General features: G+C 50.6%; 12 protein-coding genes. All 12 read right to left on the bottom strand.

Features of this window, described 5'->3' with window-relative positions:
- Positions 1 to 2 precede the first annotated feature (2 nt).
- The 12 genes from AB4Z29_RS24395 to AB4Z29_RS24340 all read right to left on the bottom strand — a co-directional run bounded on the left by AB4Z29_RS24395 (position 3) and on the right by AB4Z29_RS24340 (position 16,101).
- Positions 3 to 2,882 (bottom strand): FtsX-like permease family protein, encoded by a 2,880-nt coding sequence (locus AB4Z29_RS24395; protein ID WP_441945586.1) that lies wholly within the window; start codon positions 2,880 to 2,882, stop codon positions 3 to 5.
- A gap of 57 nt (positions 2,883 to 2,939) precedes the next feature.
- Entirely contained in the window at positions 2,940 to 3,974 is a 1,035-nt protein-coding gene (locus AB4Z29_RS24390) for an efflux RND transporter periplasmic adaptor subunit (protein ID WP_441945585.1), read from the bottom strand.
- A complete protein-coding gene (locus AB4Z29_RS24385; RefSeq protein WP_441945584.1) occupies positions 3,949 to 4,641 on the bottom strand; it encodes an ABC transporter ATP-binding protein in 693 nt (230 codons plus the stop codon). The genes AB4Z29_RS24390 and AB4Z29_RS24385 overlap by 26 nt, the downstream gene beginning before the upstream one ends.
- A 143-nt stretch (positions 4,642 to 4,784) precedes the next feature.
- Positions 4,785 to 5,732 (bottom strand): AEC family transporter, encoded by a 948-nt coding sequence (locus AB4Z29_RS24380; RefSeq protein WP_441945583.1) that lies wholly within the window; start codon positions 5,730 to 5,732, stop codon positions 4,785 to 4,787.
- A gap of 199 nt (positions 5,733 to 5,931) precedes the next feature.
- The gene (gene cysK, locus AB4Z29_RS24375) at positions 5,932 to 6,876 is read right to left on the bottom strand and encodes a cysteine synthase A (protein ID WP_441945582.1); all 945 of its coding nucleotides are present in this window, start codon (positions 6,874 to 6,876) and stop codon (positions 5,932 to 5,934) included.
- Between the two features lie 74 nt (positions 6,877 to 6,950).
- Positions 6,951 to 8,834, bottom strand: coding sequence for an ABC transporter ATP-binding protein (locus AB4Z29_RS24370; protein WP_441945581.1), 1,884 nt, complete (start codon positions 8,832 to 8,834; stop codon positions 6,951 to 6,953).
- Positions 8,809 to 10,572: an ABC transporter ATP-binding protein gene (locus tag AB4Z29_RS24365; RefSeq protein WP_441945580.1), complete on the bottom strand. Its 1,764-nt coding sequence runs from the start codon at positions 10,570 to 10,572 to the stop codon at positions 8,809 to 8,811. The genes AB4Z29_RS24370 and AB4Z29_RS24365 overlap by 26 nt, the downstream gene beginning before the upstream one ends.
- A 33-nt stretch (positions 10,573 to 10,605) precedes the next feature.
- Positions 10,606 to 12,432, bottom strand: coding sequence for an ABC transporter ATP-binding protein (locus AB4Z29_RS24360; RefSeq protein WP_441945579.1), 1,827 nt, complete (start codon positions 12,430 to 12,432; stop codon positions 10,606 to 10,608).
- Complete coding sequence (locus tag AB4Z29_RS24355; protein ID WP_441945578.1) at positions 12,429 to 13,019, bottom strand: PadR family transcriptional regulator; 591 nt, start codon at positions 13,017 to 13,019, stop codon at positions 12,429 to 12,431. Before AB4Z29_RS24355 ends, AB4Z29_RS24360 begins: the two co-directional genes overlap by 4 nt.
- Positions 13,020 to 13,232: 213 nt before the next feature.
- Positions 13,233 to 14,207, bottom strand: a complete 975-nt coding sequence (locus tag AB4Z29_RS24350) for an aldo/keto reductase family protein (RefSeq protein WP_441945577.1) — start codon at positions 14,205 to 14,207, stop codon at positions 13,233 to 13,235.
- Between the two features lie 202 nt (positions 14,208 to 14,409).
- On the bottom strand, positions 14,410 to 15,780 hold the full coding sequence (locus AB4Z29_RS24345) for an LLM class flavin-dependent oxidoreductase (RefSeq protein WP_441945576.1): 1,371 nt from the start codon (positions 15,778 to 15,780) through the stop codon (positions 14,410 to 14,412).
- Between the two features lie 156 nt (positions 15,781 to 15,936).
- Complete coding sequence (locus AB4Z29_RS24340; RefSeq protein ID WP_441945575.1) at positions 15,937 to 16,101, bottom strand: hypothetical protein; 165 nt, start codon at positions 16,099 to 16,101, stop codon at positions 15,937 to 15,939.
- Positions 16,102 to 16,188: the final 87 nt, after the last annotated feature.

The raw sequence follows: 16,188 nt of genomic DNA, 5'->3' as shown, positions 1-16,188 counted from the left end.
CGTCAATCCTCCCCCAGCTTAATCGCTTGATGAATGCGCAGACGCGACAGCATATAAGCGAGTATGCCAAGTCCAACGACAAGCATGAAACCTACCAGTACATAAATTCGCATGAGATCGGAAGCATCGAACATCACCTTGAACGGCGGTACGAGACTGCTTGGGTTGAAGGCAATCTGGAAGTTGGGTACATACAGCCGGCTTGCTATATTGCCGACGGCAATTCCAATTAGAACCGCAACGCCTGAAGTCAGGAGCTGTTCAACGGCAAGCATTCCGATAAGCTGCTTAAGCGATAAGCCAATGGCTCGCAAAATACCGTTTTGCAGTGTTCTCCCCCGCAGCGACAAGACCCAATACAATAAAAATCCAATAAAGCTTACTAGAATCGATAGGACGAAGCCTAAAGTTAGAATGCCATTAAGCGCCATAAGAAAAGGATCATTTTTAGCTGCCACAAGCGCTTCTCTCGTATTTACGATGTTCGTAACGGGAAGCTTGGACTGCTTAAGCGATTCATAGAATACAGCCGTTGATGTCTCCGGCTTCAGCTTTATCCAGACATCATACGGCTCTAACGCCAGCTGTACCTGAATGCGGGGCAAGTGCCCTACGATCAGCATCGGCGCATTTCCCTTTGAAGACTCGTCGCTTACGTCTACGCTCCCTATCGCCGGGTTCGGATTAAAGGTCGGGAAATATTCGATAATGCCGTATACTTTGAACGGCTGCTGCGGAACGTCGCTCCAGCCGACCCAGATCGTGTCTCCCGGCTTCACCTTATTTTGCTCCGCAAGCGTTTTGGAGATGAGAACCGCCTGCGAGTCTGCGGCAAGCAGATTCAAGTAGTCATTGATCGGATAATCCAGCAAGCTGTCACGGAACCATGTCGTTTCACCGAATTCATCGGTATCAATGCCAATGAGCGTCGCTGCCCCCGTGCCTTCGTTCACGCTGAAGCTTGTTTCCTTCGTGAACACTTTAGCCGCTTGCTCGACTCCTTCAAGCGTTCGGAAAGGCTCGAATGCCGGCTCCAAATAGTGCACCGGCGCCTGCACGGCGGGCGTCTCCGCCTGAGGCTGTCCGGGTCCTGCTGGCGGCGGCGCATCGTTTATCCACTGCGATGTCAATACGATCTCGGCCCCGTTGCCGTATCGAATGCGGTCCTCCGTATTATTGTTGATCGTTCTGGCTGCAGAAGCGCTGAATACGCCTGTCGCAATCGTCATAATAAGGAAGATCATCAGGAACTGATACTGCGAGCTGGACCTTCCCACCTGTATCAGTGTCGCGTAGACGGAGGGCGGCCACCACTTTTTGCCGAGCCAGTAGACCAGCCGCAGCACCCATGGATACAGGCGGAGCAGCAGCAAGCCTGCTCCCATAATAAACAAAGCCGGCACGACAAACTGTAGCGGATCAATATTCAGATCGCCTGCGTTAAGCCCCAAGCTTTGCAGGTCAGCCAATCTTTTCTTGAACGTGTAGAGACCATAAATGGCAAGCGCAAGCGCTATGACATCTAGAAACATTTTGTGCCATAGCGGTGACTTCAAGAGACGTGCTAGCTGCTGCTTATGTCCGACTATGGAAACTCGTGTCGCCATAATAATCGGAATTAGCATGATCACAAAGCAAGCGGCCGATGAAATCGCACCATAGCGGTAGGCTTCCTCGGTCAGCCTAATCGGCAGACGGACGCGCTGCACGAATTCAAGAAAGCCGTTCGAAGCGCCAAGCATACCCGTCAGAGCTACACCTATCAGCGGTCCTATGCCAAATGCGATACCGCATAGAATTAGCCCTTCCACCGCATAGGAGGTAATGATCTGCCAGCGGGCTGCCCCTCTGCTCCGAAGTACTGCAATCTCATTCTTCTGCCTGTCGGCAATCAGATTCGAAACCATGAACATGTAGAAGCCTAGCATGATCAGCACGGGAACGTTAAGCGACCACATGAGCGTACGAAGCTGATCCGCTCGTTCCAAATATTTGGCGATCGTATCCAGCGCCGGCGTTTCTGACACGGTTTGATACAAGGACACATTGTTCAACAGCACATTTTTTATTTTATTCGTAGTCTGGACAAAGTCATCAACAAATCTTAGCTCCATCTTCGAATAATCCAATACGAAAAACCAGCCGACGGACGCGACAGGCAAACGAGCCTCCTGCATAAGCTGCTGCTTCGCAACCTTGTCACTGATGATGAAGCTCCCGCTTAGCTCGCTTAAGTCCGTATCCCTGAAATAGGGATCATCATCCAGCGTTTTTTGGAATACGCCTACCGGCTTGAATTTTATTTCCCCGGCAATTTTATCGTCATCGACAGCAAACGCCAAGTCCAGCACCGTTTTGAACTGAATCAATCCGCGCTCCGTTACGAGCACCTCGTATACACCGTCAACAGGCTGCTGCTCCGCGGGCATTCTTCCGTCAATGAGCTTAATATGCTCCTCCAGTCCGGAGAATGAACGAAGCGACATCGTTTTAAGCGATTTTTTGGAATCGGGCTCGGGATCATTCTCCGGTCTAATCTTCATCGACTTTGATTGAAAATCTACGACAAGCTCCTGTACGGGAATTTGAAAGCCGGCTTGCGCTTGCTCGTGAATGTATCGATCCACCTTCGTATAGATCGCATTCATTTTCTCCGGCGTTTCTTTCGTGTAAAACAATTTATTGTATTGGTTTCCAGGATATACGTTCCTTTTTGTCTGCATGGTCTCCAGGTCCTTAACCAGCATCCGTGATAAAATGGCTTCCGAATAGATCGGCATGCTGCTGACGAGCGCAACGGAGAGAACCAAGCCGATGAACAAGCTTGTCACTAACCACTTGTTTTGAACCATTTTACGTATAATCATGACAAACAAAGCCACTTCACAACCTCCCAAGCTTAACGGCTGAAGATAAGCAATCGGCAAAATCCGTTATCATTATTGAAGCACGACGATTGCGCCTTCCTCTAGGCCCTTCGTTATTTCCATTTCAGTCGAGCCTTTAATCCCCGTCTCAACATCGATTTCGCGGATTTTATTGCCCTCCTCAAGCGTTCTGACGAACGTTCTGCCTAAGAAGCTGCGCACGCCGCTGCGCGGTATTTTCAATATATCGTCTCGCTGCTGCAAAATGATTTTGACATCGGTAAATGCACCAATTGCTGCATCGCTTGGCAATTTAGCCACTTCGATAAACAGTGTTTTGGAATATCGCTCCTTCAGCTGTTCATTTAAAGTAGTCGGTGCTGAAGACGGCGTCTGCACAACCTTCCCTTGTACCTCCTGCGAGCCAAAGGTAACGATTGCCGGATAGCCAACGTCTACGCCGCTAATTTCCGATCCAGACTCGACCCTAAGCGCAACACGAAGCTTCGAAGGATCCGATATAATGACGAGTGTCTGATAGGCTTCTACAAAATCGCCTTCCTCCAAATCCTCGACAAAGGTTACCTGCCCATTCATTCCTGCAACCAGCTGCTTGCTATTAAAGGTTTCCATGAGCCTTGCCAGCTTTAAATCCTCAATTTCCATTTGAAGCTTCGCAATTTGGATCGCATCGTCGTCAGCACCCGACTTCGCTTGCTTCAATGCCAGCTTCGCCCTTGCAACCGACAGCTGCTGCTCCTTTAATTGAATATCCAGTCCGTCCACGTTCAGTTGAACGAGCACATCGCCCTTTTTCACCTGCGCCCCGGAAGCGACCAGCATCTTCGCGATCCGTCCGCCTTGACCGGTAAACTGCGCGATCTCCGATTTCGTTGATTCAAGGCTTCCGCTGCCTTTAATCTCTTGCGTTATCGTGCCCTTCTCTACCGTTACCGTTCGATAATTCTCTTGCGCGGGCTTGACGAGCGGGGGCTTTAGCGATTCCTCCTCTGCGGGAAGCAGCGAGCAGCCTGTAAGTGAAGCGCCAAGGAGCAGCGCGAATGACCAGCCGAGCAGCGGCTTAAGCTTTTGCGGCAATTTGTCCATCCTCCAATTCATAAACATGGTCAACGATTTCCATAATAGCGGAGTCATGCGTCGTCATAATGATAGTCATTCCAGCCGTTTCTACCAAATCTCGAAATACTTTCATAATTTGCAAGCCCGTTCGAGTATCGAGCTCGGCTGTCGGCTCATCGGCAAGCAGCAGCTTCGGCTTATGGGCAATCGCTCTTGCGATGGCGGTTCTTTGCTGCTCTCCGCCTGAAAGCTCGAAGGGACGATGATGCATGCGTCCTTTCAATCCGACCTGCTCCAACGCTTGAATGGCTGCCTCTTTGCGGCCGTTCGCCGGCATGCCGGAAACGCGTAATATGAATTCCACATTCTCATAGGCGGACATGAGAGGAATAAGCGCAAAGGATTGGAAGATAAGCCCCATCTCCATGCGGCGTACCTGATCTCTCTCTTGATTCGACATCGCTGTCAGGTCACGTCCGGCAAACGTGATTTTCCCCTCGGTCGGTCGATCAAGCGCGCTTAGCAGATTGATTAGCGTCGTTTTCCCAGAGCCTGACCTTCCTTTAAACGCGATTAGCTTCCCCGAGGGAATGGATAAGTCTACTCCCTTTAAAACGGTGACTGCGGCGCTTCCCCGGCCAAACGTTCTTTTTAAAGCGCTTGCATGAATCATATCATGCGTCGTTGGCAGCATGTAAAAGTAAACCTCCGTTTCCATTTAACCATTTCCATATAAACCGCTTACACGTATGTCTTTTTCCATTTTAACCTTGCTCCTGTTGATGTACAAGCGGAAAATAAGCCTATCAGATCAGCTAATCTAATAGGCTTTCTTCTCTATCCGATTTCCAGCTGCAAGAAGAAGATAACAGCCGTTACCGTAATAATGCTCAAGATGGTAGAGACGAACACCGATTGCGAGGCAAACTCCGCCTCATTATCGAACTCGACCGCAAGCAGGACACTGCTTAGCGAGGTCGGAACGGCAGAGGAAACGATTAGCGCCGCGGCTGTCAGCCTGTCGATCGGCATCGCATAACCCATTAGCCACACAATCAGCCAGGCGAGCAGCGGTCCTGCGACAAGCCGCAGCATCCCCGATAAGCTGACGTCTATAAGCAGCGAGCGTTTGATCCTCCATTCCATATTCCCAAGCTGGACGCCTAGCGTAATAAGCGCCGTTCCAATAAATGCGGAGGACAAGTACTCAAGCGGAGTAGCCAGCGGCTGAGGAATCGTAACCTCGAAGCCTCTTAATAGAAAGGCAACCGGTATGACATAGATGATCGGCATCGACAATATCGTCCGCCAGATGGCCCGCATATCAGCCTTATGCGCATTGACATTATAAATGCCGTATGTATTAGGCACGAGCGATTGCACCATCATAATCAATACCTGAATAGCGAGCGTCTTCTCATTTCCCGCAAAAGCAAGCTGATTGAGCGGAATGCCGTAATTGGCGCTGTTATAGAATAGGACGCTGTTGCGCATTGCGCTCTTCATGCTTGGACCGTAGCCTCTGATACGGATAACGACCTCGACGATTATATATTGGGTAATCATGAACAACGCGAAGAAAAATAAAATCTTTCCGATTACGGAAGCCGAAATATCGGTTTTATAAAGCAAATCGAACATAATGGCCGGTGAAAACAAATAAAAGTTAAGCTTCGACAACGTTTTGATATCAAGCTTGAACGCCCTTTGAATAACAATGCCGAGACCGATCATAATGACCATCGGCAGTACATTAGTCATGAGGATATGAAGGAAAATACTCATCGCTGCATCTGCTTCTTTCTATTATATAGTGTGAGCCTAGAAGAACGCCTCCTACTATCGCTTCACCCATTTTAATAGGATATGGATTCATTAGGCAAGCACGCGCATCGTTTACTTTCGCATGGCATGCTTGCTTTAAAAGCAAAAACGAACAGCTCGCGGCATGATACCCCGGAAGGCTGTTCGTTTTTCGCTTTTACTAGAGCTGCTGCTCCTGTTGATATAGCACAGTGGACAGATAGCGCTCCCCATTGCTCGGAATGACCGCAACGACGCGTTTGCCTGTGCCTAGCTTCTTGGCTAATTGAATCGCGGCGAATACCGCTGCTCCTGAAGAGATTCCGCCTAGGATACCTTCCTCCTTGGCCACTCTTCTTGCGGTTTCGAACGCATCCTCATTGGTCACCTGAATAATTTCATCATAAACCTGGGTATCCAGAATCGACGGTACAAAACCTGCTCCGATGCCTTGAATTTTATGGAGTCCAGGCTGCCCTCCAGAGAGTACGGGCGAAGTAGAAGGCTCTACTGCCGCGATATGGATGCCGGGGAAGCGCTCACGCAATATTTCGCCTGCTCCCGTAATGGTGCCGCCCGTGCCCACACCTGCAACGAAGCCGTCCAGCTTGCCATCCAGCGATTCAATCGCTCTTACGATCTCGGGACCTGTTGTTTCGCGGTGAATCTTTACATTCGCGGGGTTATCGAATTGCAAAGCCGGGAAATATTCCGGGTGCTTCTCCTGAAGCTCCTGGGCTGTCCGAATGGCGCCTTTCATTCCTTCCGGACCTGGCGTCAGCACCAGCTCGGCACCGTATGCCCGCAGCAGATTGCGGCGCTCGAGGCTCATCGTTTCCGGCATGACAAGAATCGCCTTATACCCTCTTGCCGCTGCGACTAGCGCAATGCCGATGCCCGTGTTGCCGCTGGTTGCTTCTATAATCGTATCGCCGGGCTTCAGCTTGCCTTCACGCTCCGCCTCTTCAATGATACTGATCGCAATTCGATCCTTTACGCTGCTGCCAGGATTGAAAAACTCCAGCTTCAAGTAAATTTCTGCGCTGCCCTCCGGCACGACCTTATTCAGGCGAACAAGCGGCGTACTTCCTATCAGTTCAGTAATGTTGCTTACCACTAGACTCATAACGATCTACCTCCTGCTATTATAATGGCCTTGCGGCTCGTGCCGATGAAGTAAGATGCAGCCGATCCTTCGATCTAAACTGCGACGTTGCCCTGGGAATGCTCATACAGCTCTTTGTAATGCCCGTCATGCTCCAGCAGCTCCTGATGGTTGCCTTGCTCCACGATCTCGCCGTGACTCATGACGATGATGCGGTCGGCTTGCATAATGGTGGACAGTCGATGCGCAATCACAATCGTCGTCCGGTCCTGCGAGACGACCTGCAGCGCATTCTGTATCAGCTGCTCCGTATGCGAATCCAAATTCGCGCTCGCTTCATCCAATATGAGCACCTTAGGCTTAAACACGATAATTCTGGCGAAGGATATGAGCTGCCGCTCGCCTGCTGATAGCCCGCTTCCCCGCTCCGACAGCTTTGTCTCGTAGCCGTCCTTTAGCTTATTGATAATCGTATCCGCTCCGACGAACTCGCATGCGCGAATAACATCCTCGCGGGATATCGACTTGTCGAACATCCTAATGTTTTCGATAATGCTGCCCGAATAGAGATAAGGCTCCTGCTGCACCAGCCCCACAAGCCGGTGCAGTGTCGCTTGCGGAATATCTCGCACATCCGTCTCGTCGATCAGAATGCTGCCTGCTTTTACATCGTAGAATCGGCACAGCAGGCTGATCAGCGAGCTTTTGCCTGCTCCGGTCGTCCCCACCACGCCAATCAGCTCGCCGGAATTAATGTGCAGGTCCAGGTCGCGAATAATCGGAATTCCCTCTTCATAAGAGAAGGAAATGCGGTTGAAGTCGATTCGGCCCTTTACCTGCTCCAGGCTGAAGCTGGACAGCGAGGCTTGGCGCTCATCCTCATCTTCGTTCAGGTCATCTTTGCGAAGATCGACATGCGCCAGCTCGCGATCCGTTACATCGGGCTTGTTGGCGAATACGCTCCATATTCTCGTAATCGCAACCGTTGCGGATTGCAAGGTATTCCATTGCTGCGTAATCGTATTAATCGGCTGGAAAAACTGACGAATATACGTAATGAACGCGTACAGCACCCCGAACTCCAGATGCTGGCCCAGCACCGCGTTTCCGCCGATCCAAGTCACAAATGCAATCGATAAATTGCTCAAAATATCAAAGGTCCGGCCAAACACGACATTCGTGCGAATTTCTCTGAGATTCGCTTGAAAGTATTGGCTATTGCGTTCATTGAACTGCTTCTCCTGCTCCTTCTGCTGATGGAAAACCTGCACCAAATTCATGCCCGACAAGTTTTCTGCCACAAACGCGACCAATCGCGACAATCTCGTTCTCGCTAATTGATAGGTCGTGCGCATGAAAGAACGAAACGCAATGGCAATGGCCCATATTATCGGCAGCAGTATCAAGCAGTACAGCGCAAGCTGCGTATCCAGCTGGAACATCAATATGATAATGAAAATGAGAGTCAAGCCGTCGCGGAACAGGCTTAGCAGCACCTGATTGAAAAACTGATTCAGCGCCTCGGTGTCGCTTGAGACATGAGTGATGAGACTTCCGCTCGACATACGGTCGAAATAGCGCATCGATTGCTTCAGAATATGGCCGAAAAGCTGTTTGCGAATGCGTGAAACGATGCTTTGCCCAATATTTTGCAGCATATTGCTTTGCAAATAAGTAAAAAGCAGGCTTGACAGCGATAGCCCCAAATAAACCGCGCAAATCGTGAGCAGCCCTTTATAATCGTTTTTACCGGATAATAGATTATCGTCAATCGCGATTTTCATCAAAAAAGGCTGAAGCAAATCAGAAAGAATCGCGATCAGCGTACAGCAGAACACGCCGATAAAACCCCACATATGAGGCTTCGCGTAGCCGTAAAGTGTTCGAAACGCCGATACGTATTCCGGTTTCTGTTCAGGCAGGTTCGGATCGCCCTTCTGATCCGCCTGCCAATTATGAATGGCTTGTGCCGGTCGCATGTTGACTCCCCTCCTCCTGTATCGCATGAAGTGTCGCATAGAGTCCCTGCTGCGTAAGCAGTTCGGCATGCGTGCCGCGCTGCACGATAACACCGTCATCGAGCACGACGATCTCATCCGCATGCTTGATCGCACTAATGCGATGGGCGATGATAATCGTCGTTTTATCCTTCCGCTGCTTTTGGAGCGCATCGATGATATCCTTTTCGGTCACGGCATCTACCGCACTAACGCTGTCATCCAAAATCATAATCGGGGCATCCTTAATGATCCCTCTCGCAAGGCTCGTTCGCTGGCGTTGACCACCTGATAGCGTTAATCCTCGCTCTCCAAGCCTCGTTTCGAATTGATTCGGCAGCTCGGCAATATTGTCATAGATTTGTGCATGCTTCGCGGCGGCTTCAACGGTGCCGAGCGGAAGCTCCCGATTGGAAAAAGCGATATTTTCTCTAATCGTCGTACTGAACAGGAATCCGTCCTGTGGAACATAGGCAAGCTGACTGCGCAAGCTCGCAAGCGTAAGCTCTCTTACATCTGTTTTTCCGTACCGAATCGATCCTTGAGGAGGATCGATCGTGCGCAGCAGCAGCTTCATCAAGGTCGTTTTCCCGCTGCCCGTTCGTCCGATGATACCGAGCGTAGCGCCTGCATTGACGTTCAGGTTAATATCCTTCAATACCGGATTCGAGCCTTGCTCATATGCGAACGTAAGACCTTGAATCGAAATGCTGGCTTCAGCCAAATCCATTTCCTTGGCATTCTCCAGCTCAGCGATATCCGATTGCTGCGAGAGCAGTCCATTCAATCGCTCAAGAGAAGCTCGCGAGCGCTGGATCGTATTGATCACGTTGCCAATTTGCTGCAGCGGATTCATCAGCATTCGGATATATAGCGTCAAAGCGACGAAGTTCCCCAGCGTAATTTGCTTCGTAATCGTTAAATATCCGCCGAAAGCAAGCGCCACGACCAGCGCAATCGCGCCAAGAAACGGAATCAACGCTTGGAAGAAGGAAGAGACCCGCACCAGCCGTAATTGGTGATGCCTGATTTGATCGACGGTTTTGCCGAACCGCTCGTTCATAATCGTTTCTACCGCGAACTTCTTGGTAACCCGAATGCCGCCGAATTGCTCCTCGGCGGTTTCCGTCATTTTGCCAAGCGCCTCCTGCACCTCCAGCGATCTTCTGCGGATAACCGGGCCTAGGTATACGACGATAATCGGGATGAGGAGCAGCGGGAATACCGATGCCAATATTAGATAATAGGGAATATGGCTCAGCAGCATCATGGTGACCGCCGCAATAAGCAGCATGGTAGCATTCGCAGTTGCGTTGAAGCCCATCGAGATCGACTCTCGGACTGCCGTTACGTCATTCATAAAGTAGCTCAGCAGCTTGCCGACACCGTTCTTCGAATAGAACCGCTCGCCCATTTCAGTGAAATGCTTGAATAGGCCTCTGCGTACAAGAAACTCGAACTTTCTGCCGACATACATAATCAAATACATCGCAATGCCGTTGAACAGTACATGGCCTATCCCGATGACAAGCAGCAGCAAGCTATAGTCAACAATCAGGCTGCTTGTCAGCCCGTTCACCTGCAGCTTATCCGTAAACTGTCCCAATACCTTCGGATAAAAAACATTGATTAAATTAGATAGCAAATGAAATGTAATAGAGATCAGGTAAATCGGCCACGTTTTCCGAAAAAAGTCTGCCAGTATCCGTTTTGGTTTCAAAAAACGATCACTTCCTACAATGAAGGATTTGTCTTAAGATACATCCGTTTGCGGGAACTGCAGCTCATACAGCTGGCTGTAGCGCCCTTCCAGCCGCAGCAGTTCGTCATGCGCGCCAAACTCGACGATTTGCCCCTTCTCCAGCACATAGATCCGGTCTGCCTTCTGAATCGTAGACAAACGATGGGCAATAACCATGCAGGTACGCCCCTTAAGCAGCAATGCCAAAGCGTCTTGAATATGCTGCTCCGATTCTGTATCCAGCGAGGCGGTCGCTTCATCCAGAATGATGATGCGCGGATTTTTCAAAATGGCCCTAGCTATCGACAGCCGCTGCTTCTGCCCGCCGGACAGCTTTACTCCCCGTTCGCCGATCTGCGTCCCATAGCCGTGAGGGAAGCTTTCGATAAAGCTTGCGGCATTCGCCGCTTCGGCCGCTGCCATGACTTCCTCGTCCGTCGCCTGCAGGCTGCCATAACGGATGTTCTCCGCGATGCTACCGTTGAACAGCACGATATCCTGCGAGACGATTCCGATCTGTTCCCTTAATGAAGCCAAGGTAATATCTTTGATCGAATAGCCGTCAATCGTTATTTCTCCGTTCTGCGGATCATAGAATCTAGCGATAAGATGTGCAATTGTCGTTTTGCCTGAACCCGATGAGCCGACAAGCGCCGTTACTTTACCAGCTTCAAGCTCCAAGTAAAAACGCTCAAGCAAGGTTGAATCACTGGAATAGGCGAAGTCGATATGATCGAAAACGATATGTCCGTTCACCGGCGGGAGGATGGCTGCGTGCTGCTTCTCCACGATTTCCGCTTTGGTGTTCATGACCTCCATTATTCGCTCATACGCGGCTGCTGATTGCTGGACCGTATTCATGATGCGGCTGAAGTGGCGGATCGGATTCTGTAGTAGGCGCAAATACGCGATGAACGCGACGATTGTGCCGACTGTCATTTGATCCTTCATCGCGAGCCACGCGCCGAACACGAGCACGATCGCAAGGCCGAGAAAGTTTAAAAAATCAATAATAGGTTCATAAGCTGCCCGCAAGCGAGTCACTTGAATGTTCGCATCCATATTCTTTTGGGTCCGTTCCGAGAAACGTTCCGATTCGTACTCTTCGGCAGTAAACGCTTTAATAAGCCGGATACCGGTCAACGTATTCTGGAGATGATCGCTGACGTCTGCCACTGACTCCTGTACCGTACGGAAGGAGGAGCGCATCCTTTTGCCAAACACCTTCGTCGTGAGCAGCATGAACGGAAAGGTTGCAAGCAGCATAAGTGTGAGCTTCCAATCGATCCACAGCATGTATACGGCAATAGCGGTAAAGGTGAAGAAGTCAGTAAATAATTGCATCATGCTCGAGGAGATCATCTGCTGAAGTATGCTCACGTCGTTCGTAACGCGCGACATGAGATCTCCCGTTCGGTTGCGGTCGAAGAAGGATACATCCAAGCTTTGCATATGACGGTATAAATCATTGCGAAGATTATAAAGCACGCGCTGGCCGATGGAGGCCATCAGCGAGGTGCTTGCATAACGAAGAGCGCCCAGCGCAACCGCAGCACCTAATACGCCGCCGCCGATAAGCAGCAGCTTGTTAAACAACAGATTCGGGATGATATGGTCAATCGTATAGCGTGTTAATTGCGGGACGATGAACTCGAGGAGCGAGATGGCGATTACGCAAAGGACTGCACCGATGAGCAGCGGGAGCTGCGTCCTTGCATGCGTATATATCCGGGCGAACATATTGTATATGCTGGCCGGCTTCGCCTTTTCCCCGGTCCCGAATCTTCTTGCTCCGCCTCCTGGTCTAAAGGTAGGTGCCGGGGTGTATGGATCGCTCATGAGCCGTCACCTTCTACGCTGTCACCTTCCGTGTCAACCGCGATTTGCCGAAGCGATACGCGCAAATGGTCTAGCACGGTACGTAGCTGGGCTGCCTTTCTGCTGTCGCTGACGACAGCGCGCTCCGCCGCCTTCAGCAAATGCAGCAGCTCCTTGCCTGCTGGTGTTAGACGGCGGTTCGGTTTGCGCTGCTCGCATGGTACGCCTTCCTCATCCGGAAAGATATGCTCGCGCCGATCCGGCGAAGGGATTGCATTTTCCTTCTCCTCAAGCAAATAATCGCGGCCATTATCGGTAATTTCGAATATTTTCTTGCCGTCCTGCTTCGAGGATTCCACCAGGCCTTGATCGCGCAGCATCTGAAGCGTCGGATAAATCGAGCCGGCGCTCGGCTTATAGGTTCCTCCCGACTGCTCCTCCAGCGCCTTCATCATCTGGTAGCCGTGCATGCTCTCCTGCTCAAGCAGCTCTAGCAGCGCATATTTCACCCCGCCGCGGCTAAAAAAACGTCTGCCGGAGCCGTTTGCTTCTCTTCCGTGACCATGATGTAGAAATAATCGTTCCTCTTGCTGCCATTCATCCGTCATTGTGATATCTCCTTCGTTAACGATATATCGTATTGTTTTAAATTCTATACGATATATCGTTAACTTGCAATATCGACTTGCAGAAGAAACCATTTCCTATTTCATGAAAGGCGGAAAACGCGGCGAGTCCCGTCATTTACACATGGCAAAATCCAGTAAATAATCGTACTTTACTGGATTCTGCTTGCTTTAGCTGAGTTGGCTGAGTCTTGCTTAGAACCTGCCTTTGGCAGCTGCGGGATCATTATCAATGACAGCGGCGATACGTGCCAGCGTCTCTTCCTCCAGCTTAATGCCCGAGGCCTTGACGTTTTCCTCCACCTGCTCAGGCCGGCTTGCACCGACCAAAGCGCTTGATACATTATTCTGCCGTAATATCCACGCAAGCGAGAGCTGGCCAACGGTAATGCCTACTTCTGAGGCGATTCCCTTCAGCTGCTCCACTTTAGCAAGCTTATCCTCCGTAATTTTGTTTTTGAAGTTCTCATGCTTCGCCGCGCGTGATTCACCCGGCACTTCGTTGTCTGCTGCATATTTACCTGTTAGCAGCCCCTGTGCAAGCGGCGAGAACACGACCTGTCCGAATCCTTTCTTGAGGCCAAGCGGGATGATTTCCTTCTCTATGTAACGCTCGAACAGGTTATAGATGGGTTGGTTGACTACGATTCGGTCGAGCAAATATTTGTCCGCAATCGCGTAAGCCTCCGTAATTTGGGCAGCCGTCCATTCGCTGACGCCGACATAATGCACCTTGCCCTGCCGGACTAAATCCTCGAAGGCGCGAAGCGTTTCTTCAAGCGGCGTCTCTGTATCAAAGCGATGGCTGTAAAAAACGTCGACATATTCGAGGCCTAGACGCTTCAAGCTGGCGTTCGCCGATTCAATGACATGCTTGCGGGACAAGCCGCGGTCATTCGGCCCATCGCCGATCTTGCCATATACCTTTGTCGCCAGCACGTACGATTCGCGCGGGTAAGCGCGCAGTGTCTCGCCGACTACCTTCTCCGCCTCACCCTTCGCGTACACGTTAGCTGTGTCAAAAAAGTTTATGCCTAGGTCATACGCTGTTTGAATGGACTTCACCGCATTTTCCCGCTCGACGTAACCTCCGTAAGTAAGCCAGCTGCCTAAGCTGATCTCGCTGACCTTTAACCCGCTGGCACCTAAATTCCGATATTGAACGGACATATCAAAAACCTCCTCTGTATGGTAAAAACGAATGAATGATGCATGGGTTGATAACATTGCTTGTTATCACTGCTTGTTGTCACTGCTTGTTATCACTGCTTGTTATCACTGCTTGTTATCACTGCTTGTTATCACTGCTTGTTATCACTGCTTGTTATCACTGCTTGCTAGCATGGATTGCTAGCATGGCTTGCGCACAGCGCTAACCGTTTTGCGCCTTTAGCTTCTCTGTTTCCTCGCTTCTGAGTGCCCATATTGCTTTATGCTGGTTCTCCGGCCTAACAAGCCCGAGGTTCTCACGCAGCGTCTTCCCCTCGTATGCGGTACGGAACAAACCCCGGTTCTGCAGCTCGGGAATGACTTTATCTACAAATGTTTCAAAGCCGCTGTAATAGATATGCGGCAATATATTAAAGCCGTCCGCGCCGTTATTCCGTATCCAGCTCTCAATGAAATCCGCCGTCTGCAGCACCGAGCCAGTGAAGGATACATGTCCATGGGCGGCGGCGCTGCGGGCCAGAAACTGCCTAATCGTCATTTTGTCGCGTATCGCCGCGTCGACGACAACCTCCTGCCTGCTCGTAATACCGGTCGTTATCGTTCCGTAAGGCTTTGCCTTGTCGATCGGCACGGGACCATCGAGCGGATATTCGGATAAATCCACCGTAAAGTAATTCGACAGACGCTTTAAAGACTGCTTTGTGTTCAGCAGCGCATTGAATTCATCCTCGATATCCCTCGCCTCTGCCTCCGTATCCGCAACGATCGGGCTTAGTCCCGGCATAATCAGCAGCTGCTCCGGCGCTCGGCCATACTTATTCAAGCGTACCTTCACATCCGCATAAAAAGCTTGAGCCGCCGCAAGCGTCTGCTGCGCGGTGAAGATCACGTCTGCCGATTTGGCAGCAAGCTCCTTCCCGCTCTCCGAGGAGCCTGCCTGAACCAATACGGGGTAGCCCTGCGGCGGACGGGGAATGTTAAGCGGTCCCTTCACGGAATGAAATTTACCCTTGAAATTAATTTCGTAGACCTTGCTCGTATCCAGCGTCACCTCGGAGGTTCTATCGTAAATGAGCGCATCCTCTTCCCAGCTATCCCACAGCTGCTTCGTCACTTCGACGAACTCATCACCGATTTCATAACGCTTGGTTACCTCGGGATGCTCGGATTTATTAAAGTTTTCCGCATCTGCTTTGGAATGCCCAGTTACGATATTCCATGCAGCTCTGCCTTTGCTAATATGATCGAGCGAAGCGAATTTGCGAGCGACGTGATAGGGATCGTTATAGGTTGTGCTGACCGTCGCAATGAGTCCGACATGCTTCGTCAGCGCGGCCAGCCCCGCGAGCAGCGTGAACGGCTCCAACCGTCTGCCAAGTCCCGAATAATTGTCCGCGGTGAATAAGGAGTCGAATAGCCCTCTTTCTGCGATTCTTGCAATGTTCGCATAATAATCAAGATCCAGATCCTCTTTGGGTGCCGAGGACGGATGCTTCCACGCCGCTGCATGATGCCCCGCTCCGCGCAGGAATACGTTGAAATGCGCTTTCTTGTCCTCTCTTGTACCGCTCATCGCTTTCCCTCCTGCTTCATATTTGCCCATAAAAAAAGGAGACTTAGCTAAATTGCGCTAAATCTCCGGTGGTCCGGTCGTATAATACCAATTATTTTTAGTTGTTTACTATGAATTAATACTAATACGGCCATTAGCCAATGTCAATCCGTCAATTCAGATTCCAACGGCTGACGCATTTCTCCGCTGCTCCCACTTTGCGCGAAACACCGGCAGCAGCACCTTTCCCGGTATGCTGGTTTCCTCCAAATTCGGATAGCCGGATAGGATAAACGAGGTTACTCCGATATCGGTGTAGGGCCTGTCTCTCCTAGTTGGCATATACTAGCCGAACTCCGACTCTATTTCCCCTCGCTGGCTCATCCCCCTCCAGAGCGTTTCGAATACCTTGATTTTCCCCGTGCACGC

Source organism: Paenibacillus sp. 2TAB23, from assembly GCF_052115165.1.
In the GTDB taxonomy this organism is placed as follows: domain Bacteria; phylum Bacillota; class Bacilli; order Paenibacillales; family Paenibacillaceae; genus Pristimantibacillus.
The sequence above is the reverse complement of the archived record's forward strand: the minus strand, read 5'-3'. Positions and strand labels throughout refer to the sequence as shown.